Below are 25046 nucleotides of genomic sequence, written 5' to 3'. Positions count from 1 at the left end.
TGCTTTAGCTATTCATTCTATGGAAAAACAACGCTTGATAAAGATGCTAGGGCAATACGTTACGCCCAACAAACAAGCACTGATTGATAAGGTCTTGGATAACAGAACGCGTCATTTGACTGTGGTGCTGGAAGACATTTACCAAGAACAAAATGCCAGTGCGGTGATCCGAACATGTGATTGTTTTGGCATTCAGGATCTTTACATCACTGAAGATCTCCATGCCTATCAAGTCAACCCTAATGTTGTACGTGGAGCTTCAAAATGGGTCAATATCCAGCGTTACGATCGAGGACCAGAGAGTATAGCATCTTGTTTTTCTGACCTAAAAGACAAAGGTTATCGATTAGTCGGGACAACCCCGGACCCAAATTCTGCATCTATTCATGAAATGGCACTAACCGAAAAGACGGCGATCGTTTTTGGAACGGAGAAGAGAGGCCTGAGTAACTATGCGAAAGAACAGGTTGATGACTTGGTTCATATTCCAATGTTGGGTTTTACGGAATCATTTAATATTTCGGTAAGCGCGGCGTTAGTAATGAATGAGCTTTCTCGTCGTTTGCGGGAGAGCACGATTGCATGGCAACTGTCCGATGAAGAAAAGAGCGAGTTGAAGTATGTATGGTACCAACAGATCGTAAAAAGATCGGATTTGCTAATTAATAATTTCATAAAGGAACATTCTTGAACCTTTGACCGTTGAAGTTCAGATTTTGAAGGTAATTTTGACTTTTTCAAAGCCAACAAGAAAGCAGTAAACAAAACCCATAGTTTGTCAATTCAAAGATCTATCACCTTATTTCTACTCCTGTGCTTTAGCCAATGGCTTGTAGCTCAAACCGTTATCAGGGGTAAAATCACGGATGCTTCCACTGGTGATCCAATCCCTTTTGCCAATGTGGTGATCAAAGGGTCTGCTGTGGGTTCAACCACAAACTTTGATGGGCTCTACGAGATCAAAGGAGAAGCGCCTTCTGACACTCTATTGGTGTCATTTATCGGTTACCAAACCAAAGAAAAACTGTACCAAAAGGGGATAGAGCAGCGCATTGATTTTCAATTGGAACCGGAGGCTACTCAGTTGGAGGATTTTGTGGTGTACTCCGGGAAGGTGGAAAATCCTGCTTTTCGCATACTTCGTGAGGTAATTGACAATAAGAAGTTCAACGACAAAAGACGACTTCCGGCCTACGAGTTGAGCAACTATACCAAAATAGAAGTAGATGTCGATAACATCACGGATAATTTGAGAGAGAAGCCTTGGATGCAGAAGATCACAGGAGTCTTGGATTCCATTGAGACCATTGCTGGCGACGATGGCAAGCCTATTCTCCCATTATTTATCTCCGAATCTCTATCGGACGTGTATTTTCGATCTGATCCGATCCTCCAAAAGGAGTTCATCAAGAAAACCAAGATCACCGGTGTAGGCATTGAAGACGGGTCATTGATTGGCCAGGTGATCGGTACTTCTTTTCAGGAATACAATTTTTACCAAAACCGGATGGTGATCGTAGATAAAGAATTTGCATCTCCGATTGGAAACGGTTGGCGATTGCTCTACGATTATGAATTGAAGGACAGTATCTTTGTCGGTGATGATTTTTGCTATTTGATCGATTTTGTACCAAAAAATGATCAAGAACTGGCTTTTGTTGGTTCTATGTGGATCACCAAGGAGGCCTTCGCTTTGAAGCAGATCGATGCTACTATGCAGCGAACGGCAAACCTGAACTTTATTGAAAAGATCAAGATACAGCAGGAGTTGGTCAAAACAGAAGAAGGAGCCTGGCTGCCAAAGAATAGCCGGGTGCTCATTGATGTGGCAGAGCTCACCGATGGTTCGGCAGGTTTTTTAGCCAAGTTCTATACTAGTAACGACAGTTTGAGAGTTACTGCACCCCGTCCGACACGCTTCTACGATCGTTCGGTAGAATTGGCGGAGGATGCACGAGAAAATGACGAATTGTTCTGGAATCAAAATCGTCATGAAGCGCTCAGTGAAACGGAGGTCAATGTGATCGCCATGATCGACACCCTGAACAACATTCGCTTTGTCAAAACCTGGACGGAGATCTTTAAGACGCTCGCCCGAGGCTACATTGATGTAGGCAAGGTGGATATCGGTCCTTATCCGGTCACGATCTCCGGCAACGATGTGGAAGGATTTCGTGTGAGATTAGGGGGGAGAACCAATGAGAAGTTCAGTAAAAAATGGCAGTTCAACGGCTTTGGCGCTTATGGATTCTTGGATAAGCGATGGAAGTATGGCATGGGGGTGAAATACATTGTTGATCGAGAGAAGTGGACAACCTTAAGCCTCAATTACCGAAATGATGTTGATCAGTTCGGGGTTCAGGTGAGCCCCTTGACGGATGTGTCAGAGGAGAGCGCATTCATTGCCTTGACTCAGATCGGTAATTTGGTTCGGCCTTTTCGATATGACCGCACTCAGTTTGAATTCGCTCGACAATTCTCAAGATCCTTTTCGGGCGCTTTACAGCTCAAAAACCAGTCCTATCAACCGCTGTTTCCCTTCCGATATCGCACAGACATCAACGATGTGAATTCGCAGCTGGGAACCAACTTCACAACATCAGAACTGATCGTCCGGTTGAAATATGCGCGCGATGAGACCTTCATCATCAACGATAATAATCGAATCAGCTTGGGTACTTTTCGTTGGCCAACCTTTTTGATGTCTTACACCAGAGGGTTGAAAGGTCCCGGTGGAGGTGATTTTGATTACCATAAGGTAGATTTTGCCGTATCTCAGCAGCTCAGAATGGGCTTTTGGGGGAACATGAAATATCAAGTGAGTGGAGGCCACATTTTTAATGAGCTGCCTTACACCTTGTTGACCTCTCATATCGGTAATGAGCAGTTTGTTTATACCGATATCGCTTTCAATACCATGAACTTCTTCGAGTTTGTTTCGCAAAGTTATGCTCAGGTCAAAGTGCAACATTTCTTTGAAGGCTTTGTGATGAACAGAATACCGTTAATGAAACGATTAAAGTGGCGTTTGGTCGCTACTGGTAGTGCCCTGTTTGGTGACGTAAGTCAATCCACGCTCGACGCTCAGGTCACTCAGGATGAAAATGGAAATCCGTTGAGACAATTCGATGTGCTTGAAACCTCTCGACCGTTTGCCGAAGTAGGCATCGGCATCGAGAATATTTTCAAATTCTTCCGGGTAGATTACGTCCGAAGACTGACCTATCTTGAAAAATCAAATATTCGGAATTCAGATATTAAAGTCAGTTTTCAAATCACACTTTAGACTTATCACAAGGTTCAATCTATTATTTTTTTATTCTAATTGTATTACCCTCGATTATTGCCTCACTCGGATAAAAAAAAACTTCTTGGGGCTCATAAGGGATCTGCTCTTGATGCATCCTAAATAAGTCTATTTTAATCTTGTCCTTGTTTTCATTAATAAAAGATGCTACAGTTATTGAATCTTCTAATGTTATATAAAAAGTATTAGCGCCAATTTGATACGAATTGAAAATGTCCTCCAAGCATGGTGCACACCAAGATGCCCAAAACTTTAATTTGTAGGTTTGCAAACTATCCATTAAGAGGGTTTCCTCCTTTATATTATTTTTAAAAAACAAAAGGCTATTTCTTACCAATTTAATATCTTTTGATTTTTCAATATTTTTTCGAACACCATTAAAGGTACTTACATATCCTGTTATAGTGGAAACAAAAAAAACAGCTGTAATCAGTAAGAAGAGGATAATCAATGTGTAAAGTGTAGCCTTGCCAACGTTGCTCATATGTTTCTGATTTAAAAAATTTGATTAAACAACCCCTACATCTCTATTGCTGGAGATATAAGGATTGTTTTGATTTAAGATGTTTTAGATGAAGAGTTATGATTTTTGACTTGCTCTTATTGTCATATTGTTTCACAATTGCGAATGTAAAACAAAGGAAACCAAAACGGGTTCTTTTTTAGTCTACTCAACCAGACATTTCTTTGTTTAGAATTTAATTTTTTGAAGTCAAGAAATATGATAATGTAATTAAGCATCAAAAGGCCGAATGAAATAATTAATAGAGACCAAGGTATATGTTCTTTTATCGGGTTGTACCAATTAAGACCAAATAGTATAATCGTGATATTCTGCAAAGCAAATGAAAATCCAAGAATTATTTTTTTTACGATTAACTGATTCATAAGAACTAACAGATAAATTAATTCACTGCGGCTATGAATAGACAAGCTGCACCCATGCTTATGCTTCCAATTCCCGGTTGACCATTCCAAGCTCCGAAGATATCGGTAAAATAAAGTGTTTCTTGACAGTCTGCATCTGAAATACATATACTTCTTAGGCAACTCATGCACTCCCCCCAACTTACGTTATTATTTGACCCACCGTAGCACGAGTCTGGAAATTCGTCATCGTCAATTTCGCTTTTGACACGGTCTGGATTTTCTTGAATTGAAAACCTATTATAGTCGGCTACTGAGTTATTCTTGAACTGTATTTCCATAACTAAACTATTATAATTCCAATCGTAAGTTTTAACTATTCCTGATTTTTGAGAATAACCCACTTGATGGAAAGAGTCGTAGACTAAAGCATAGTCTTTCAGATAAGGCAGGTTATCTCGGAATTCGTTGCCAACTTTAAAACCATGAATAACACCAGCCATTGAATTATCTTCATTCCTTAAGACTATATGCATTATTTTGACAGAGTTAATAATTTCTATGCTTGAGTTATCATAGTCAATTATTAGACCTGGTACTTTCTCATCAAAGGCATTTTCGCTTAATAGATATTCATGTAATTCTTGCAATTCAGGTTTTTCAAATTGTAATGGTATCTCGCTGCTTGAATCACAACTGAAAGTGATAATAATTAATAATAAAATTGATTTAAATTTTTTCATAAGTATGATGTGATGTGTTTAATAAAAATATAATTAATTATAATATTAATAATAATTATTAAATAATAATAATTTATTTGAAGCCTTGTTGAAGATTGTATTTAATTGAATTGAAAATATCTTTAAGTTTTTTAGAGCTGGTTATGTGAAAAGACTGACCTATTTAGGAAAGCTTAATATCCGTAAGCTGTTATTCAATTCAGTTTCCAAATTACGCTCTAAAACTGCCAATTTTCCCTGTTTTCAATCTATTCTCTAGATTAATTATTGCATATTTGCAGCCTGAAAAGCATAACAAGTCCTACCGGTTTGTAGCGGTAGGTAACAACGCATGAGTGATCAAATCAACGTGATGCTGCCCGACGGCAGCACAAGAACATATCCCAAAGGCACATCGGCCATGGACGTGGCCATGAGTATCTCTGAAGGATTGGCAAGAAATGTTTTGGCGGCAGAAGTGAATGGTGAGGTTTGGGATGCCGACCGTCCGTTGCCCGAGGAAACAAAGCTAAAGCTCCTCACATGGAATGATGATGCCGGTAAAAACACTTTCTGGCACTCTTCTGCTCACTTGATGGCAGAAGCCTTAGAAGCGCTATATCCAGGAATAAAATTTGGCATAGGTCCTCCGATCGAAAAAGGCTATTACTATGATGTGGACTTTGGTGACCAGACTTTTGATGCGACTCACTTAGAGAACATCGAGAAGAAAATGCTCGAGCTCGCAAGGGAAAAGAATACCTACAAACGAACTGAAGTGGCCAAGGCAGATGCCATCAGCTATTTCGAAGAAAAAGGAGATCAGTACAAGATCGAGCTTTTGCAAGACTTGGAAGATGGTCAGATCACGTTTTACCAACAAGGGGAGTTTACAGATCTCTGTCGCGGCCCACACATTCCACATACCGGCTTCATCAAAGCCGTTAAATTGCTGAGTGTCGCTGGAGCCTATTGGCGTGGAGACGAAAAACGTGATCAACTCACACGGATTTATGGCATTACATTTCCAAAGCAAAAAGAGCTCACGGAATACCTACATCTTTTAGAGGAAGCCAAAAAACGCGATCACCGAAAGATTGGAAAGGAACTGGAACTTTTTACTTTTTCCGAGAAAGTTGGAAGTGGATTACCCCTTTGGTTGCCTAAGGGTGCCAAACTGCGCGAAAGGTTAGAAGCGTTCATGCGAAGAGCACAGGTCAAGGCAGGTTATGATCCTGTTGTCACTCCACATATTGGACATAAGAACTTATACGTTACTTCAGGTCATTACGCCAAATACGGAGAAGACTCTTTTCAGCCCATCCATACGCCACACGAAGGAGAGGAGTTTTTACTTAAACCCATGAATTGCCCTCACCACTGTGAGATTTACAAGTCAAAGCCACGGTCCTACAAGGATTTACCGGTTAGACTGGCTGAATTTGGTACCGTTTATCGCTACGAGCAAAGTGGAGAATTACACGGCTTGACCAGGGTAAGAGGATTTACTCAAGATGATGCCCATATCTTCTGTAGCGAAGACCAGGTGAAGGAGGAATTCAAAAAGGTGATCGATTTGGTATTCCATGTGTTTGATTCTTTAGGGTTTGAAGACTTTACTGCCCAGATCAGTTTAAGAGATCCGGAGAATAAGGAAAAATACATCGGTTCGGACGAAGCTTGGGATAAGGCCGAAGCAGCGATCATTGAAGCAGCCGAAGAAAAAGGACTCAATACAGTGACTGAATTGGGAGAAGCAGCATTTTACGGTCCTAAACTCGATTTTATGGTCAAAGATGCTCTGGGTCGAAAATGGCAATTGGGTACCATTCAAGTAGATTACAATTTACCTGAACGATTTGAACTGGAGTATACAGGCTCGGATAACCAAAAACATCGACCGGTGATGCTTCACAGAGCGCCATTTGGTTCGCTAGAGCGATTTGTTGCCGTGTTGATCGAACATTGTGCCGGTGATTTTCCACTTTGGCTCACGCCTGACCAGGTAGCCATTCTCCCCATTTCGGAGAAGTATGCCGACTATGCCAACGAAGTATACGCCATGTTGGAAGAACACGACATCACAGGTTTTATTGATCACCGAGACGAAAAGATCGGTCGAAAGATCAGGGATGCTGAGGTTAAAAAAATACCGATCATGTTGATCGTTGGCGAAAAAGAATCCGACGATAAAGCAGTTTCTGTTCGAAAGCACGGTCTTGGAGATGTAGGTACCTTAGCATTGGCTGAGTTCTTGACCTATTTTAAAGAAGAGAAGGAGAAATCATTGGGGCATTCGGCGAAGTAAAGCTTATTAAAATCAGCCATTGATTATTAGAAATTAATACCGATATTTGCAGTCATTTTAACAAAACAAGGAGGTTACAATCGCGAAAATGAGAAGACGCTATCCACCGAGAGGTCGGGTAGAAGAGCCCTACAAGGTTAATGAGAAAATTAGAGCCCAGGAAGTAAGGGTTGTAGGTGAAAACATAGAACAAGGTGTCTTTCCTTTATCAAAAGCCCTAGATATGGCTAAGAATGAAGGGTTAGACCTCGTTGAGATCTCAGCTAAAGCGAACCCACCGGTTTGTAAAATAATTGATTACTCAAAGTTTAAGTATGACCAAAAGAAAAAGCAGAAGGAGATAAAAGCGAAAGCTGCTAAGACGGTCATGAAAGAGATCAGGTTCGGTCCGAATACGGATGACCATGATTTCGAGTTTAAACTAAAGCATGCGGTCAATTTTTTGAAAGAGGGAGCGAAAGTGAAAGCTTACGTGCACTTCAAAGGAAGAACGATCGTGTACAAAGAAAGGGGTGAGATCCTTTTATTGAAGTTTGCCCAAGCATTGGAAGAATACGCCAAGGTTGAGCAGCTTCCCAAATTGGAGGGCAAGAGAATGTTTCTCTTTTTATCTCCAAAAGGAGCGAAGAAATAATTTTAAACCAATTATTAATAATGCCTAAAGTAAAAACTAAATCAGGAGCGAAAAAACGTTTCAAATTGACAGGATCAGGCAAGATCAAAAGAAAGCATGCTTTCAAAAGCCACATCTTGACCAAGAAAGAAACGAAGCAGAAACGCAACCTTACTCAGATGGGCTTGGTCGACAAGTCTGATGAGAAGAACGTGAAGCACATGCTCAACATCTAATGAGTCATTAGAAGGTTCTAATGTTTAACCGGAGATTTGGTCTTAAGTATCCTGATACTCAGGAGCGCCAAAAATCAAAAAATTAAATTATGCCAAGATCAGTAAATTCAGTCGCTTCAAGAGCGAAGAGAAAAAGAATCCTAAAGTTATCCAAGGGGTACTGGGGGAGAAGAAAAAATGTTTGGACGGTTGCTAAAAATGCCGTTGAAAAAGGTCTCGTTTATGCTTACCGTGATAGAAAAGCAAAGAAAAGAGAGTTTAGAAAATTATGGATCCAACGAATTAATGCAGGTGCAAGACAACACGGAATGTCTTACTCGCAATTCATGGGTCAATTGAGCAAATCAGGGATCGAATTGAATAGAAAGGTACTTGCCGATCTAGCAATGAATCATCCTGAGGCGTTCAAGGCGGTTGTTGATAAGCTTAAGTAACTGCTAATCAAGACGATTTCAATACCTCGACCTAGGTCGGGGTATTTTTTTGAAAAAAGGAGTAGGGTCAGGTTGTAATTTAATGGCTTTCCTGCTTACCTTTGCAGCCTCATAATCAAATGGCGAGGTAGCTCAGTTGGTTAGAGCGCAGGATTCATAACCCTGAGGTCACGGGTTCAACTCCCGTCTTCGCTACAAAACCCCATCAGCAATGTTGGGGTTTTTTATTGGGTGCAGTGATGTGCTCGGTTTGTAATCTGATAAATAAGTTCTATATTATTCAAACATCATTTTCATCTATGGGAAAAGTCAAATTTGTTACCGAATTCGAGGTCAACGCCTCTCAAAAGATGTTATTTCCCTACATCAGCTCAGCCAGTGGGCTTTCGCAGTGGTTTGCAGACGACGTCAACATTAACGAAGACAAGGTATTTATCTTTTGGTGGGACGGCGAAGAACATCGTGCCAAAAAGGTGGCTCAAAAAATGAATGTCAGCGCCAAGTTCGAGTTCTTACCTGAGACAGAAGAGGACGAGGATGATCCAAGTTATATAGAACTCAAACTCAACGTGAACGAATTGACACAATCGGTCTATTTGCAAATCACCGATTATTCAGATTTTGATGACCCGGAAGAGCAGCAGGAACTTTGGGAAAATCAGGTCCATCTACTGAAAGAGATGATCGGAGGGTAATTTAACTTCCCTTAACTTGGAAAAAGTGGCAGAAGGCATGATTTTTGTCCTCATTGTGTCGATACGCTCATGAAAAAGATCGATAAACTCGTATTTGGCTCCTTCATTGGGCCTTTTTTATTGACGCTCATCGTTGTCGACTTTATCCTACTTCTGGTCGGTTTATTGCGGTACTTTGATGAGCTCTTCGGTAAAGGATTGAGTTTGTCCATTTTCGCAGAACTGATGGGGTATTTTTCCATCTCCAGTTCACCCGATGCTTTCCCTCTAGCCGTCTTGCTGAGTTCGATCATGACCTTTGGTAATTTGGGAGAACATTCTGAATTAACTGCCATCAAAAGTTCTGGTATTTCTTTGATCAGGGCCTTAGCGCCGATCTTTTTCTTTGTCATACTGTTAACGGGGGTTACCTATTATACCAACACGCAATTGGTTCCGAAGGTCAACCTGAAGACCTACAGTTTGCTGTGGGACATGCGGACCAAAAAACCCGCTCTGGACATCTCCGAGGGTGTCTTTTATGGAGGAATTCCAGGGTATAGCATCAAAGTGAACGAGAAGGTCACAGACGAGCATTTGAAAGACATCATCATTTATGACCATACAGGGGATAACGCACAATCCAACAAGAAGGTCATTTTAGCAGACTCGGGGCGCATGTATTCTTTCATGAATCAACGGTACTTGGCCTTAGAACTCTTTGATGGCATTCGCTACGAGGAACAGATGAAGGACAATTATATTGACAAACGAAAGGGTGGTCAATTCGTCCGTGACCGTTTCAAGTCAAGTAAAATGGTATTCGATTTGGCCTCGTTTGACATGGGCGATACAGATGAAAATGCCTTTAGAAGGAGTCGCTTGGTACAAACTCGTGATCAGCTAGCGGAAGGACTAGATTCGATCAATCGAGATATTTTCCTTAAACGAGAACGTCAATTTGTACAGGTGTCGAATACGTTTCGCTACCACATGCTGAATCAGGCAAAGGTGCCAAAAAGCATCATGGAGGGTAAAGTTTACTACGATTCGATTCGGAATCTAAGATATGACGCACCATGGGGAGACGCAGATACCTTGGATATGAAGGTAGAAGCAAAGGCTGACAGCACCCTAGAGGAGGTAAGGCTAAGTAATGGTAAAGTCATTACACGTGCAGCTGAAGATAAGCAACGGCGTATTCCCGCCAGAACCGCCGTAAGCGAAATTGAGATCGATCAATTGATTGACCTTCCGAAACAAAAGAAATCACTTTCTGCAGAAGAGATCTACCAGGCATTTGAGGATCATTATGACCTCACGCTTGAAGGTAGCAGTCCCTTGCGCATGCAGACCGCATTGAATTTTGGGATCAATCAATCAAGGAGTTCGCGCAATTTGATCGAAACCAGAAACAAGACCATTGAAACGGTCAATTCGTACAAGCGAAAGTACATCTTGACACGCAATCAGCAATTGGCCAGGTCATTCGCCTGCCTGGTGATGTTTCTCATCGGCGCGCCCATTGGCGCTATCATTAAAAAAGGAGGTTTAGGCATGCCCTTGATCGTTTCTATTGTCTTTTTCTTGATATACTACATTTTGAACACGCTAGGTGAGAAGTGGGGGAAGCAGGAGGTCGTGGCTCCTGCCTTTGCGATGTGGATATCGAATATTGCGCTGCTGCCGTTCGGATTTTTCTTCTTAAAGCAAGCAAGAAACGATGCGCGATTGTTTGAGCCTGATTTTTACGTGACCATAGGCAAACGAATAAAGGCCTTGTTCGGCAAGAAACATTAATTGTCAACGCTGTTGGACAACACGCTTTCTTTCAGTATCTTTGCCCGCTATTAATAGTAACACAAATTTTAAATTTAGCTAAGCATGTATTTATCAACAGAGAAAAAACAAGAGCTCTTTGAGAATCATGGTCGGTTAAAGTCAAAAAACGATACAGGTTCTGCAGAATCTCAGGTCGCTCTTTTCACTTACCGTATCAATCATCTCACAGAGCATTTAAAGTCAAACAAGAAAGATCACTCGTCTAGATTGGGTCTTTTGAAATTGGTAGGTAAGAGAAGAAGACTTCTCGATTACCTTTACAACAGAGATATCGAGAGATATCGTGCGATCATCGCAGAATTGAAATTAAGAAAGTAATTAAAAAAGGGAGTTCTGAGAATTCCCTTTTTACTTCTATTCAACCGCAGGGTGTTGTATATTCCTGCAACTTAAAAATCATATATGTCAAAAGTTATTAATAAGTCCATCAAAATGCCCGATGGCGCTGAAATTACAATTGAAACGGGTAAGTTAGCCAAACAGGCAGACGGTTCAGTAGTTGTAAGAATGGGTGATACCATGCTATTAGCGACGGTTGTATCTGCTCATGATGCAAAAGAAGATGTGGATTTTCTTCCACTCTCAGTTGATTACCAAGAAAAGTTCGCGTCATCAGGAAAGATACCTGGTGGTTTCCTCAAACGAGAAGGAAGATTGTCTGATCATGAGATCTTGATCTCAAGATTAGTCGACCGTGCACTTCGTCCGATGTTCCCGGATGATTATCATGCGGATACACAAGTGATGATCTCGATGATCTCTTACGAAGAAGGAATGAATCCTGATTCACTGGCAGCATTGGCAGCATCTGCTGCTTTGGCAGTATCAGACATTCCATTCAACGGCCCTATTTCTGAGGTACGTGTGGTCAAGAAAGACGGCGAGTTCCTTGTTAATCCGAACAGAGATGTTCAGGCATTAGCAGAATTAGACATCATAGTAGCCGCCGATAAGGATAACATCCTGATGGTAGAAGGTGAAATGAAAGAGGTGAGCGAAGCGGACTTGCTCGAGGCCATGAAAGTGGCACATGACGCTGCGAAAATACAGTGTCAGGCGCAGATCGAATTGGCTGAAGAAGTAGGTTCTACGGTGAAGCGTGAATACAATCACGAAAAGTCGGATGAAGCGTTATTCGAACAAATGAAGGCTTCAGTTTATGATAAGCTCTATGCAGCTGTATCGAAGCAAACTGCTGATAAGTCAGTGAGAAGCGCTGATGTGAAAGCCATAAAAGAAGAATTCATTGAATCATTAGGAGAGGATCATGGACATGATGGTTTTCTATTGTCACAATATTTCAAAAAACTACACAAGTCAGCTGCCAGAAACTTTGTGCTCAATGAGCAAAAGCGACTAGACGGTAGAGACTTTACTGAAATTAGACCAATTGCAGCTGAGGTAGATTATCTGCCATCAGCGCATGGTTCTGCTGTGTTCACCAGAGGTGAAACTCAATCGTTGACTTCATGTACCCTTGGTACAAAGTTAGATGAGCAAATGATCGATGGTGCCACGATGGCGGGTTACAACAAATTCATCCTACACTACAACTTCCCTGGTTTCTCTACTGGTGAGGTACGTCCGAACAGAGGTCCAGGTAGAAGAGAGGTTGGACATGGCAACTTGGCGTTGAGAGCGTTGAAACAAGTATTGCCTTCATCTGATGAGAATCCATACACGATCCGATTGGTCTCTGATATTTTAGAATCCAATGGTTCATCCTCTATGGCCACCGTTTGTGCGGGTTCATTGGCAATGATGGATACAGGGTTAAAGATCAAAGCACCAGTATCAGGCATTGCCATGGGAATGATCTCAGATGCTGAGACAGGTAAATTTGCCATTCTATCTGATATCCTTGGTGATGAAGATCACTTGGGCGATATGGACTTTAAAGTAACCGGTACTGAAAAAGGAATCACGGCATGTCAAATGGACATTAAGGTCGATGGTCTTTCTTATGAAGTATTGGAGAAAGCCTTAAACCAAGCCAAAGAGGGTAGACTACACATATTGGGTGAAATGGCGAAAGCCATCACTGAACCGCGTGAAGACTACAAACCTCATGTGCCTAGAAGCTTTAAGCTGATCATTCCTCAGGACATGATCGGTGCGGTGATCGGGCCTGGTGGTAAAGTGATCCAAGAGATCCAAAAGGAAACTGGAGCTACCATCAATATCGAAGAAGTGGATAACAAAGGAGAGGTTTCTTTCTTTGCTGTCGATAAAGATGCCATGGACGCTGCTGTTGCGCGCGTGAAGGGAATTGTAGCCATGCCTGAAGTCGGTGAGACTTACGAAGGTAAGGTCAAATCCATCATGCCATTCGGTGCATTCGTTGAATTTATGCCTGGAAAAGACGGCTTGCTTCACATTTCTGAGATCAAATGGGAACGACTTGAAAACATGGATGGTCTAATGGAAGTTGGTGAAGATATCACCGTTAAATTGATCGGTATAGACAAAAAATCTGGTAAGTTCAGATTGTCGAGAAAAGCCTTGCTCCCTAAACCGGAGAACAACGAGGGATAACAGTTTAGTTAAATAAGGCGTTTGATTGAATAGGAACTTTTACTACTTTCCGTATGGTTCTATTGAATAGACGTTGTAAAAATTGATTGAATGAGACAGCTTAAGATAAGCAAGCAAATAACGAACAGAGAGTCGCAATCTCTCGATAAATACCTTCAAGAAATTGGTAAGGTAGATCTACTCACGCCTGACGAGGAAGTAGATTTGGCCAAGCGAATTCGTGAAGGCGATCAATTGGCTTTGGAAAAACTCACCAAAGCAAACTTGAGGTTTGTGGTCTCTGTAGCGAAGCAATATCAAAATCAGGGCTTGTCCTTAGGAGACTTGATCAACGAAGGCAACTTAGGATTGATCAAAGCAGCACAACGATTTGATGAAACCCGAGGGTTTAAATTCATTTCCTATGCTGTTTGGTGGATCAGACAGTCTATTCTTCAGGCATTGGCAGAACAATCGAGAATTGTGCGTTTGCCATTGAATAGAGTAGGTTCATTGAATAAAATCTCTAAAACCTTCTCCGAGCTGGAGCAGAAGTTCGAACGAGAGCCTTCTCCAGATGAATTGGCAGAGGTGCTCGAAGTAACCACGAACGAAGTGGTGGATACCATGAAGATCTCTGGTCGACATGTATCCATGGATGCCCCTTTTGTACAAGGAGAAGAGAATAGTCTTCTGGATGTACTGGAGAATGATGCGGAAGAAAAGCCAGACGATGGCTTGATGAACGATTCGTTGAGAAGAGAAGTGCAGCGAGCACTTTCTACCTTAACGCAACGAGAAGCCGATGTCATCACCTTGTACTTTGGATTGAATGGAGAACATTCCATGACACTTGAGGAGATCGGTGAAAAGTTCAATTTGACACGTGAACGCGTTCGACAGATCAAAGAAAAGGCCATTAGAAGGTTAAGACATACGTCAAGAAGCAAAGCCTTGAAGCCTTATTTGGGCTAAGACGACGTGAGCTAAACGAAATGAAAGGCGCTTTTTTAAAAGCGCCTTTTTTATGCCTTTTCTTGGAACAAATCGTTGTGAGCTTTGTGTTTATGCTGTAGTTTTGAGGTTTAACAAAAGAGGAAGATGACGACAGAAAAAGTAAAAGTATTGATCATTGGTTCGGGTCCGGCAGGCTACACTGCAGCCATCTATGCATCCAGAGCAGGTTTAGCACCTGTGCTCTACACAGGTGGAGAACCGGGCGGTCAATTGACAACAACCAATGATGTGGAGAACTTCCCTGGTTATCCTGATGGGATCAACGGTCCTCAAATGATGGTTGATCTGCAGAAGCAAGCTGAGCGATTCGGTACAGATGTACGCTTCGGTTTGGCGACCGCTGTCGATTTTTCCGGCTATCCACATAAGGTGGTGGTAGATGATAAGCACGAGATCACCGCTGAGTCCGTGATTATTTCTACTGGGGCCAGTGCCAAATACTTGGGCTTAGAGTCTGAGAAGACATTCGCTAACAAAGGTGTCTCAGCCTGTGCGGTCTGTGATGGATTCTTTTACAAAGGACAGCAAGTGGCAGTTGTTGGTGGTGGCGATACCGCTGCAGAAGAAGCCACCTATTTGGCCAACCTTTGTCCAAAAGTATATTTACTCGTACGACGAGATGAAATGCGTGCATCGCAGATCATGCAGCAGCGCGTATTGGATCATCCTAATATCGAGGTGCTTTGGAATACTGAAGCTGAAGAGATATTGGGAGATGATTCAGGCGTAACCGGAGTTCGTGTGCTCAATAACCAAACAAACGAAACAAAAGAACTGGCAATCACGGGATTCTTCGTCGCCATTGGCCACAAACCGAATACAGACATCTTCAAAGAATGGTTAGACATGGATGACATGGGCTACCTAAAGGTGCAAGCAGGGTCATCAAAGACCAATGTGCCAGGCGTCTTTGCAACAGGAGATGCAGCCGATAGAGTGTACAGACAGGCGGTGACCGCTGCCGGTACAGGTTGTATGGGAGCCTTGGATGCCGAACGTTTTCTGCAGGAGAAAGAGTTTGAATTAAAATCTCAAGCTGAACTAGCCTGAGCAAATCAACTGCCACCACTGACTCGACTTACATGAAATTAGACCTATTAGCCTTAGCCGCACATCCTGACGATGTGGAATTGTCTTGTGCTGCTACATTGTACAAAGCCGTGAAGTCGGGTAAGAAAGCAGGGGTAATCGATTTTACGGCCGGAGAACTTGGGACACGAGGCACTCCAGAAACGAGAGAAAGTGAAGCAGCAGAATCAGCGAGAATCCTGGGACTCTCTGTTCGCGAGAACTTAGGCTTTGAAGACGGCTTCTTCACCATTGATAAGACCCACCAATTGGCTGTCATTCGCATGATAAGGAAATACCAACCGGATGTTGTCTTGGCAAATGCCATGGACGATCGTCATTCTGATCATGGTCGTGCTGCACAGCTAGCGAAGGAGGCGTGTTTTTTGAGTGGACTGGCCAAAGTGGAGACGCTGGATAACGGGCAGCTGCAAGCGCCATGGAGACCAAAAGCTGTTTACCATTACATCCAGAGTATCCCGATGGAACCTGATTTCATTGTAGATGTATCGGCAGAATGGGATGTGAAAATGGAAGCGGTAAAGGCGTTCAAAACCCAGTTCTTTGATCCCGATAGCAACGAACCTGAAACCTACATCTCTAATCCAAGGTTTCTAGACATGATCAACAGTCGAGGAATCCATTATGGTCACGAGATCGGAGTGCAATACGGAGAAGGCTTTACGGTTGAGCGTAAACTAGGGATCGACGATATTACTACCCTGATCTAAGGAGCCAAGCGCTCTTTCTGCCACTCCTCACCGTCTTGTTGGTAGAGAATACGGTCGTGCAAGCGACTTTTTCTTCCTTGCCAGAATTCAAAGCTGGTGGGTATCACGCGAAATCCACCCCAAAAGTCGGGGAGAGGAACTTTTCCTTCCTTGAATTTCTCCTTCATTTCATTCCATTTGACCTCAAGAATACTCCTCGAAGAGATTACAGCGCTTTGATCAGAGACCCAAGCCCCCAGTTGACTGCCGTATGGTCTGCTGGTAAAGTATTGCAGCGATTCTTTCGTTGAGATCTTTTCGGCTACACCCGTAACAGCAACCTGTCTTTCTAAGCCATACCACGGAAAAAGTAAGGACACCTTCGCATTTTCATTGATGTGCTGCGCTTTTCGGCTTTTGTAATTGGTGTAAAAAACAATTCCGCGATCGTCTAGTGCCTTCATCAAAACAGTCCGCTGAAAGGGCTGTAGTTGAGCGTCTACGGTGCTTACCACCATGGCATTCGGTTCCAATAGCTCACTAGCTCGGGCTTCATCAAACCATTTTCTGAATTGCACAAAGGGGTCCTTATCTACGGAGTCTAGGTCTAAGGAGGCCAGACTGTATTCTCTTCTAAGATCAGCTATTTCCGACATGTTTTAAGGGTTTAGGCAAAGATAACAAGTTGTGCGCTGAAAGTTTTTTCTTTTCCTTGGGCAAAATAATGTCAGATTGATAATTTAACAGGAAAGCACTTCCATGTTTGCATACGATAAGAACATACCAGAACCTGAAAAAGGAGACTTACTCATTTCAGAACCTTTTTTGAATGACCCGAATTTTGAGCGTACGGTCATTTTGATCTGTGAACACAACGCCCAAGGTACCTTTGGTCTTGTGTTGAATAAAAAAACCAAGCTCAGGCTTGAGGATGTGTTAACAGATGAAATTCCTTTCTTCGGGACCTTAAATTTGGGTGGTCCGGTCGAACAAAATACGCTACACTTTGTACATACAAAGCCAAAAGAGCTGGAAGGCGCTGTTGATTTGGGAAACGGTCTTGCCTGGAGTGGAGATTTTAAACAAGTAAAGACCTTCCTAGCCACAGGGGTTATGAATGAGGCGGATATTCAGTTTTACCTGGGGTACAGCGGTTGGGCGGAAGGACAGCTGCGTGAAGAACTTGATGCGCAATCATGGTTTGTGAAAAAAGGAGCGACTCAAGAGGAACTGTTTGAAATGAGTGCAGAGGAGCTCTGGAAGTCGGTTTTGAAAACAATGGGAGGTAAATACAAGGTATTTTCGAATTACCCTGTAGATCCTCGACTGAATTAATACTTTTACTAACTTTAACGACGTAACGGTGCGGTGAAAACCGAAAAGAAAATTACAATGGAAGATCATAAAATCGAAGCAGGAGATTCAAGTGCTGAAAATAAGCCATCAGAAACAGAAGTAAATTCAGCAGCAGAAGAGCAGACCCCTACAACAGAACCGGTGGAGTCAGCGAAAGAAGAAACACCCCAAGAAGAACAACCTGCTCCGAGTTCTGCAGCTACTCCTGAGCAAGCGAAAGAAGAAGCGAAAGAAGAAGTTGAGGAAGTCGCTCAGGCAACGTCAAAGGAGAATCAACCAAATGAGGAAGAAGATGAACCTAAGGCTGAGGAAGTAAGCGCAAAGACCGAAGAAGAAGTCACTCAAGAGGAATCGGAATCCAAGACTGAGGCAAGTCCAGAAAATGAAACTGCAGCCACCGACAGTACGAACGACACGGAAGAAGAAGAAGAGGACGACGAGGAAGATGAAGGAGCTGAAGAGGAAGAGCTACCGGATTTTACCACCTATACGCGCGATCAATTAGTTGATTTGATCGAGGAATTGTCACACCAAACGACCTTTAAACGCACCCAAAAGATCTTAGATCAGATCGTCCCCATGTTCTTCGGCATGGAAGATGAACGGAAAGCCTTGGCTTTGGCAAAATACAAGGAAGAAGGAGGCGAACCTGACGATTTTGAGTTCAGGCACGACGAAGATTATAATCGATTCGATGCTAGTCTGACGCTTATCCGCGATCGCAAATCCTCTTTTTATAAAGAGAGAGAAGCCGCCAAGACAAGAAACCTCGAAAAGAAAGAGGAGATCTTAGAACAGCTCAGAGAGCTGATCGATGGAGAAAATGCCACTACGAACTTAAACCCCATCAAAAAGCTACAAGAGGAATGGAAAGCGGTAGGCCCTGTTCCACCGCAGCACAATCGTACCTTATGGGCAAATTATAACGCCTTACTGGACAGGTTTTATAACAACCGTCACATCCTTTTCGAGCTGAAGGAACTCGATCGTAAAAAGAATCATGAGGCAAAATTGGCCCTTTGCGAAAAGGCCGAAGCCTTGGATAGCTTAGAAAACATTAAAGATGCTGTCATTGAATTGAACGAATTGCATGAAGAGTACAAACGCATTGGCGCTGTACCTCGTGAGGTGCAGGAAGACCTCTGGCAACGATTCAAGGCGGCTTCAGATAAGATCTACAAAAAGAGAAAAGGCTATTTAGAAGACCTCAAGGAAGAGTTCGACGAAAATGCGAGTAAGAAAATTGCCTTGGCAGAAGAGCTTAAGCCTTTCCTTAACTTCAATTCAGATCGTATCAACGATTGGAATGCCAAGACAAAGGAGATTCTAGCCATACAGAAACGATGGGATGCCATAGGAGGAGTACCCAGAGAGCAAGCGAAAAAGATCAATAAACTCTTTTGGTCTACTTTCAAGAAATTCTTTGCGAATAAAAATGAGTTTTTCAAGCGCTTAGAATCGTTGAGGAAAGAGAACCTGGCAAAGAAAGAACAGCTTGTTGAGCAGGCCATTGCCCTAAGTGAAAGCGATAATTTAGAGGGTACCGCAGAGAAGTTGAAGCAGTTACAAAAGCAATGGAAAGACATTGGTCCGGTGCCTGAAAAATTCAGAAATGCTATTTATTCCAGGTTCAAAGAGGCTTGTGACAACTTCTTTGATAAGAAGCGCGCTGCTCAGAGTGAGACTGAAGCCGAATTCCAAGATAACCTGAAAGCGAAGGAAGCCATCATGGAGAGCATGATGAAGGCGGCTAAGGCGAAAAAGGGATCAGCAGAAGAGTTGAGTACCTTGTTGGAAGAGTTCAATGCCATTGGTTTTGTGCCGCGCAATAGCATCAAGTCGACTGATGAGAAATTGAAGGCTGCTGTGGAGGCTTATATCGAAGCGATTGGCTTGGCTCAGGAAGACGCACAAGAGATCATGCTGAAAGCAGAATTTGGCGGTGGAAATACAGTGGCCGCAGATAAGAAAATAGGCAAGAAGGAATCCATGTTGCGCAGAAAGATCAAGGAGTTGGAAGATAACATGGCGCTTTGGAACAATAATTTGGCCTTTTTTGCCAATTCGAAAACGGCTGATAAGTTGAAGGCTGAATTTGATGAAAAGATAGAGCAGGCAAAAGAAGAAGTAGAGCAATTGAAAAAGCAACTGAAGGTGTTGAGAAATCTTTGATAATCAGCCGCTTCAAAAATTAATTGAATTTTCCGTTCACAAGCCTTTGCATATTTAAGTAGCCCACATATATTTGCACTCGCTAAAAGGAAATGCCTCCTTAGCTCAGCTGGTAGAGCAACTGACTTGTAATCAGTAGGTCATTGGTTCGATCCCGATAGGAGGCTCAAAAGGACAATCAGAAATGGTTGTCCTTTTTGGTTATCGGTGAATCTGTTCGTAGGGTTGAGTCGAGTCCTTAAACTTTTCTCCATACTTTTTAGAAGGGGTATAACCATTGGTTATCTAGAACATATCGGACCAGTAGTGACATTCCTCTTCCTTTGCGTCTTTGCGAGGCTTCCGATGTAATCGGGAGACGAAGCAATCTACCAATCTGCAATTAGTTATTTTTTTATCTTCATTCACTTGATATTCACTCCCTACTACTAGGTATTTTTTGAGGTCTTTACCCTGTGAAATAGGGTTTCTGCCGACTACTTTAATTTTTGATTGTATAATCCTTGTTATTACTTTCTATATTGAAAGTGAACTGTTTTTATGTTCAACCGGATTTAAGACAATAAAAAAACAATTACTGCATATGGAAAAAGGCAAACTAATTGAGTTAAATGACCTCCAAGACAAGCAATTAATTGATTTAGACGATCAATCAAGAACCAAGAGCTTCAAAGCCCGCTCACCGTATAAGTTTAAGACGGATTTTGGGGACCTAATCATTGAAGATTGGCAATGGGTATTAACACATGCGAGAGATGCCAATGGAATCTTTAGGACCTACTGTAATATGAATGGACGTACGACTGCCAAGACTGCAGAATCCAGTGAAACGCGAAATGCTGCTGAAGGTGGAAGGAGATTCTCACTTTTCTTACTTGATGCCAACCAAGCTGTATTAGAACAATGGGATACACCACCAATCAACTGGAACTGTGGTGACGATAATAGACCTTTTATTTATCATCATCCTGGCCTTGCTGGAGATATTTTTGATTCAGTGATGTCTTTCGCCCTTCAAAACTTCGAACCACGAAAATGGCGAGTTTGGCCATGCCCTTAATACTCTAATTGCATGAATGGATTAAAAAATCTGAAGATCTACAAATAGACTTACTTAAATACTTGAGCTTACAATCATACTAATGGCCAAAACAACTAATAATAAACCCATGGAAGAGCAGCTGTGGGATGCTGCGAATAAACTAAGAGGAACGGTAGAAAGCTCTGAATACAAGCATGTAGTACTGGGGCTCATCTTCCTCAAATTTGCCAGCGATAAATTCGAACAGCGCAGAGCGGAGCTCATTGCAGAGGGCAAGGACAAATACCTTGAGATTCCGGAGTTCTACGCCATGAACAATGTCTTCTTTTTGTCTCAAGAAAGCCGTTGGGGATATGTGATGGACCGTGCCAAGCAAGATGACCTGGCTTTGATCATAGATACGGCTTTGCATACGATAGAGAAGAACAACGTCTCGCTAAAAGGTGCTTTGCCTGACAATTACTTTTCACGCCTCAATCTAGACCCTAGCAAGCTAGCAGCCCTTCTGGATACCGTCAATAACATCAACACCATGGGCGATGAAGAAGAGGATGTAGTGGGACGCATTTATGAGTACTTCTTAGGCCGTTTTGCTGCAGCTGAAGGTAAAGGAGGTGGAGAATTCTATACGCCTAAATGTATTGTAAAGCTGATCGCTGAAATGCTAGAACCTTACCAAGGCAAGATCTACGATCCGTGCTGTGGCTCCGGGGGCATGTTTGTGCAGAGTATTGACTTTGTGAAAAGCCACCAAGGAAGTACGAAAGACATCTCCATTTACGGACAAGAATACACCGCCGTCACCTACAAACTGGCCAAAATGAACCTTGCCATTAGAGGGATCTCCGGTAACCTGGGAGAAGTACCCGCTGATACCTTCTTTAAAGACCAACATCCTGACTTGAAGGCGGACTTTATCATGGCCAATCCACCCTTTAACCAAAGCCAATGGCGCGAGAAGAACGAGCTAGAAGATGACCCGAGGTGGAATGGCTATGTTACCCCACCATCAGGCAATGCCAATTATGCCCGGATCATGCATATGTTGAGCAAGCTCAGTGAGAATGGTACAGCAGGCTTTGTCTTGGCTAATGGCTCCATGACTTCTAGTACAACTGGGGAAAAAGAGCTGAGAAAACAAATGATTCAAAATGATTTAGTCGATTGTATGATCGCCCTACCCGGCCAACTATTCTACACCACACAAATACCTGTTTGCTTATGGTTTATGTGCAAAAACAAAAAGGAGGATAAAACAAAAGGCTACCGTAACCGTGAAGGCGAAACCCTTTTTATTGATGCTCGCCAAATGGGCACTATGATTGATCGGACTCAAAGAGAACTCACCGAGGCCGATATTGAAGAAATATCCCGGACATACCATGCATGGAGAGGTGAAACCAAAGATGGAGTTTATGAAGACATAGCAGGCTATAGCAAATCAGCCGCTATGACTGAAATTGAAAAAAATGATTTCGTATTAACTCCTGGGCGTTATGTGGGAATTCCTGAAGAGGAAGATGATGGTATCCCCTTCGAGGAAAAGATGCAAGAGCTATCAACATCATTGAGGAATCAACTTACTCTTTCTAGAGATCTTGACACAAAAATTCTTGAGAATCTAAAGGATCTTGGATATGAAAACTAATTCATACTCATTCAAAGAATTGCTCTCAAACATTGTAGACAATAGAGGTAAAACATGCCCTATTAGTGAGGATGGATTACCATTAATTGCTACCAACTGTGTTAAGCAAGACAACTTATACCCGGTTTTTGAAAAAGTACGATTTGTTGATGACCAAACCTACCAGAATTGGTTCAGAGGCCATCCTGAGCCTAATGATATAATATTTGTATGTAAAGGATCTCCAGGTAGAGTAGCTTGGACACCCAATCCTGTTAATTTCTGCATAGCTCAAGATATGCTTGCAATAAGAGCCAATGAGGAAATTGTAGATCCAAAATTTTTATTTGCGCTACTTCGCCAAAGATCTACACAAGCAAAAATAGAGAATATGCACGTTGGGACTCTGATCCCTCATTTCAAAAAAGGAGATTTCGATAGTCTTTTCTTTGAAATCCCTCAAGACAGATCGTTACAGAAATACATCGGAGAAAGATATTTTGAACTAAGCGAAAAAATCGAGCTGAATCGCCAAATGAACCAAACCTTGGAGGCCATGGCTCAGGCCTTATTTAAAAGCTGGTTTGTCGATTTTGATCCGGTCATTGACAACCTGCCTGCCGGACAGGCAGGTGCCCTTCCTGATGTGTTAAAAACTAAATATGATAAACGCCAATTGGTTGCAGATGATAAAAAGCTCCTACATACCAATCCAGAATTGGCCGCCTTATTCCCATCAAGCTTCACCTACAGCGAAGCACTTGATAAATGGATTCCTGAGGGGTGGGAAGAGACTACTTTTGGTGAAGAGTTCAGAGTAACAATGGGACAATCACCTCCTGGCTCATCATACAATGAAGAAGGAATAGGAAAACCATTCTTTCAGGGAAAGACTGACTTCGGTTTTCGATTTCCTTCAAACAGGATGTATTGTACTGAGCCCAAAAGAGAGGCTGCCAAGAACGATACTTTGATAAGCGTTAGAGCACCCGTTGGGAATGCCAATCTTGCCTCTTCTGATTGCATTATAGGTCGAGGGTTGTGTGCAGTAAGGCATAAATCCCAATCAATATCTTATACCTACTACTCATCTCTTCAGTTAAAAGAGGTTTTTGATGTATTCGAAGGAGAAGGAACAGTTTTTGGCAGCATTAATCAAACAGGGCTGAAAAGCATTCAAATGGCTAAACCAACTGATGAAATAATTGCGGCTTTTGACAATCTGGCTTCCAAAATGGACTTGAAAATTGAAGTGAATTCACAAGAAATAAACACACTAACCCAACTTCGAGACACCTTATTGCCTCAGTTGATTAGTGGGAAGGTGAGAGTGTCGGAAGAGGTCGTAGAAAAAGTAGGAGTGCTTTAGAAAGTTAGGATGCTTGTTCAAAACATTAGTGTTTCACTACTTTTGAGATGTAAAATTTAAGATGGTATATTGAGTTAATGATTACTAGAATTGAGATAGAAGGCTATAAGAGCATTAAGAAATTAGAGCTCGACCTTACACCCATAAATATATTGTTGGGTGGAAACGGTGTTGGGAAAAGTAATTTTATATCTCTATTCTCATTAATTAGGAATATTTACAATCAAAATTTTCAGAATTACATTAGGAAAAAGGGTGGGCCAGATAGCTTATTACACTTTGGAAGAAAATACACTCCAGAAGTATTATTGAAAATTTACTTTTTAAGCTCAAGTGGGCATAATAATTTGTTTCAAATTGTCCTCGAGTCAGGGCAAGATAGACTTTTCATTAAATCTGTTGAAACTGCTTTCAAGCCAGCATATAAATGGCATTATGCAAAATTCGAAGAGAACGTATTAGAGTCAGATTTTGCTCAAATTCGACAGAGCCAAGCTTATTATGTGAATGATAGATTAAAGGAATTTGATGTATATCACTTTCATGATACAAGTGATACCTCACCAATTAAAGGTATTAGTGATTTACGTGATAACTTTCGTTTAAAACGAGATGGTTCAAATTTGGCAGCCTTTTTATTCTACTTAAAAGAGAAAGAGCCGAAACACTTTAAACGTATTGAACTTACGGTAAAATCAATTGCGCCATTTTTCGATCATTTTGTTTTAGAACCAGATAGATTAAATGAGCAAGCAATACAGTTAGAGTGGAGGGAAAAAGGTTTTCCTGATACATATTTCAATGCATATCATTTGTCTGATGGTACACTTCGCTTTATTTGCTTAGCCACCTTGTTAATGCAACCGAATCCTCCATTGACAATTATTATCGATGAACCTGAGTTAGGATTGCACCCAGTTGCTATTAATAAATTAGCAGCAATGGTACGTAAAGCATCTGAAAAAACTCAAGTAATACTTTCAACGCAGTCAATTAATCTGATTGACAATTTTGAACCTGAAGATATCATTGTGACCGATAGAAAAGAAAATAGTTCAGTTTTCGAAAGACTTAATCCTGAAGAGTTAAAAGGTTGGCTAGAAGATTATACGCTGGGGGATTTGTGGGGGCAAAACAAATTAGGTGCTCAACCCTATAGTGTCTGAAA

Annotated in this window: 22 protein-coding genes and 2 tRNA genes; 21 read left to right on the top strand and 3 right to left on the bottom strand. The window is 41.9% G+C overall.

All coding sequences use genetic code 11. The features are described 5' to 3' along the window. Window positions 1–19 precede the first annotated feature (19 nt). On the top strand, window positions 20–691 hold the full coding sequence (locus AC2D6U_RS05545) for a TrmH family RNA methyltransferase (protein WP_484719954.1): 672 nt from the start codon (window positions 20–22) through the stop codon (window positions 689–691). Between the two features lie 84 nt (window positions 692–775). Then, window positions 776–3286, top strand: a complete 2511-nt coding sequence (locus AC2D6U_RS05540) for a DUF5686 and carboxypeptidase-like regulatory domain-containing protein (protein ID WP_484719953.1) — start codon at window positions 776–778, stop codon at window positions 3284–3286. A gap of 22 nt (window positions 3287–3308) precedes the next feature. On the opposite strand, the gene AC2D6U_RS05535 is transcribed toward AC2D6U_RS05540, so the two are convergent. Together AC2D6U_RS05535 and AC2D6U_RS05530 are read right to left on the bottom strand one after the other, a co-directional pair. Beyond that, a complete protein-coding gene (locus AC2D6U_RS05535) occupies window positions 3309–3791 on the bottom strand; it encodes a hypothetical protein (protein ID WP_484719952.1) in 483 nt (160 codons plus the stop codon). Between the two features lie 421 nt (window positions 3792–4212). Then, window positions 4213–4917, bottom strand: coding sequence for a hypothetical protein (locus AC2D6U_RS05530; RefSeq protein ID WP_484719951.1), 705 nt, complete (start codon window positions 4915–4917; stop codon window positions 4213–4215). A 331-nt stretch (window positions 4918–5248) separates the two neighbouring features. Here AC2D6U_RS05530 and thrS point away from each other — a divergent pair, with 331 nt between their 5' ends. From thrS to bshB1, 12 genes are all read left to right on the top strand, one after another. Then, a complete protein-coding gene (thrS, locus tag AC2D6U_RS05525) occupies window positions 5249–7204 on the top strand; it encodes a threonine--tRNA ligase (RefSeq protein ID WP_484719950.1) in 1956 nt (651 codons plus the stop codon). A gap of 88 nt (window positions 7205–7292) precedes the next feature. Then, a complete protein-coding gene (gene infC / locus AC2D6U_RS05520) occupies window positions 7293–7838 on the top strand; it encodes a translation initiation factor IF-3 (protein WP_484719949.1) in 546 nt (181 codons plus the stop codon). A 20-nt stretch (window positions 7839–7858) separates the two neighbouring features. Continuing rightward, the gene (gene rpmI, locus AC2D6U_RS05515; RefSeq protein WP_484719948.1) at window positions 7859–8053 is read left to right on the top strand and encodes a 50S ribosomal protein L35; all 195 of its coding nucleotides are present in this window, start codon (window positions 7859–7861) and stop codon (window positions 8051–8053) included. 89 nt (window positions 8054–8142) lie between these two features. Then, the gene (rplT, locus tag AC2D6U_RS05510; RefSeq protein WP_484719947.1) at window positions 8143–8487 is read left to right on the top strand and encodes a 50S ribosomal protein L20; all 345 of its coding nucleotides are present in this window, start codon (window positions 8143–8145) and stop codon (window positions 8485–8487) included. Window positions 8488–8608: 121 nt separating this feature from the next. Further along, a tRNA-Met gene (locus AC2D6U_RS05505) sits at window positions 8609–8682 on the top strand. Between the two features lie 104 nt (window positions 8683–8786). Then, the gene (locus tag AC2D6U_RS05500) at window positions 8787–9182 is read left to right on the top strand and encodes an START-like domain-containing protein (protein ID WP_484719946.1); all 396 of its coding nucleotides are present in this window, start codon (window positions 8787–8789) and stop codon (window positions 9180–9182) included. 69 nt (window positions 9183–9251) lie between these two features. Further along, entirely contained in the window at window positions 9252–10961 is a 1710-nt protein-coding gene (locus tag AC2D6U_RS05495) for an LptF/LptG family permease (protein ID WP_484719945.1), read from the top strand. An 84-nt stretch (window positions 10962–11045) separates the two neighbouring features. After that, complete coding sequence (gene rpsO, locus AC2D6U_RS05490; RefSeq protein WP_484719944.1) at window positions 11046–11321, top strand: 30S ribosomal protein S15; 276 nt, start codon at window positions 11046–11048, stop codon at window positions 11319–11321. Between the two features lie 84 nt (window positions 11322–11405). Next, complete coding sequence (gene pnp, locus AC2D6U_RS05485) at window positions 11406–13538, top strand: polyribonucleotide nucleotidyltransferase (RefSeq protein WP_484719943.1); 2133 nt, start codon at window positions 11406–11408, stop codon at window positions 13536–13538. A 90-nt stretch (window positions 13539–13628) separates the two neighbouring features. After that, window positions 13629–14492, top strand: a complete 864-nt coding sequence (locus AC2D6U_RS05480) for a sigma-70 family RNA polymerase sigma factor (RefSeq protein ID WP_090258349.1) — start codon at window positions 13629–13631, stop codon at window positions 14490–14492. 126 nt (window positions 14493–14618) lie between these two features. Then, window positions 14619–15584 carry a thioredoxin-disulfide reductase gene (gene trxB, locus AC2D6U_RS05475; RefSeq protein WP_484719942.1) on the top strand — a complete coding sequence of 322 codons (966 nt, stop codon included), beginning with the start codon at window positions 14619–14621 and terminating at the stop codon, window positions 15582–15584. Between the two features lie 32 nt (window positions 15585–15616). Beyond that, complete coding sequence (gene bshB1 / locus AC2D6U_RS05470; protein WP_484719941.1) at window positions 15617–16333, top strand: bacillithiol biosynthesis deacetylase BshB1; 717 nt, start codon at window positions 15617–15619, stop codon at window positions 16331–16333. Here the strand turns inward: bshB1 and pdxH are convergent. Then, a complete protein-coding gene (pdxH, locus tag AC2D6U_RS05465) occupies window positions 16330–16968 on the bottom strand; it encodes a pyridoxamine 5'-phosphate oxidase (protein ID WP_484719940.1) in 639 nt (212 codons plus the stop codon). The genes bshB1 and pdxH overlap by 4 nt on opposite strands. 103 nt (window positions 16969–17071) lie before the next feature. On the opposite strand from pdxH, the gene AC2D6U_RS05460 reads away from it, so the two are divergent. The 7 genes from AC2D6U_RS05460 (at window position 17072) to AC2D6U_RS05430 (ending at window position 25044) form a co-directional block, all read left to right on the top strand. After that, window positions 17072–17647: a YqgE/AlgH family protein gene (locus AC2D6U_RS05460; protein ID WP_484719939.1), complete on the top strand. Its 576-nt coding sequence runs from the start codon at window positions 17072–17074 to the stop codon at window positions 17645–17647. A 57-nt stretch (window positions 17648–17704) separates the two neighbouring features. Then, a complete protein-coding gene (locus AC2D6U_RS05455) occupies window positions 17705–19840 on the top strand; it encodes a DUF349 domain-containing protein (protein ID WP_484719938.1) in 2136 nt (711 codons plus the stop codon). Window positions 19841–19934: 94 nt separating this feature from the next. Continuing rightward, a tRNA-Thr gene (locus tag AC2D6U_RS05450) sits at window positions 19935–20007 on the top strand. A gap of 416 nt (window positions 20008–20423) precedes the next feature. Continuing rightward, window positions 20424–20900: a hypothetical protein gene (locus AC2D6U_RS05445; RefSeq protein WP_484719937.1), complete on the top strand. Its 477-nt coding sequence runs from the start codon at window positions 20424–20426 to the stop codon at window positions 20898–20900. Between the two features lie 82 nt (window positions 20901–20982). Beyond that, window positions 20983–22530, top strand: a complete 1548-nt coding sequence (locus tag AC2D6U_RS05440; RefSeq protein WP_484719936.1) for a type I restriction-modification system subunit M — start codon at window positions 20983–20985, stop codon at window positions 22528–22530. Further along, window positions 22520–23878: a restriction endonuclease subunit S gene (locus AC2D6U_RS05435; protein WP_484720582.1), complete on the top strand. Its 1359-nt coding sequence runs from the start codon at window positions 22520–22522 to the stop codon at window positions 23876–23878. Before AC2D6U_RS05440 ends, AC2D6U_RS05435 begins: the two co-directional genes overlap by 11 nt. A gap of 77 nt (window positions 23879–23955) precedes the next feature. Beyond that, window positions 23956–25044, top strand: a complete 1089-nt coding sequence (locus AC2D6U_RS05430; protein WP_484719935.1) for an AAA family ATPase — start codon at window positions 23956–23958, stop codon at window positions 25042–25044. Window positions 25045–25046: the final 2 nt, after the last annotated feature.

The sequence above is a fragment of the Roseivirga sp. YIW32 genome (genome assembly GCF_057219245.1).
Note: the sequence above shows the minus strand (reverse complement) of the source record. Positions and strands in the feature narration are given on the sequence as shown.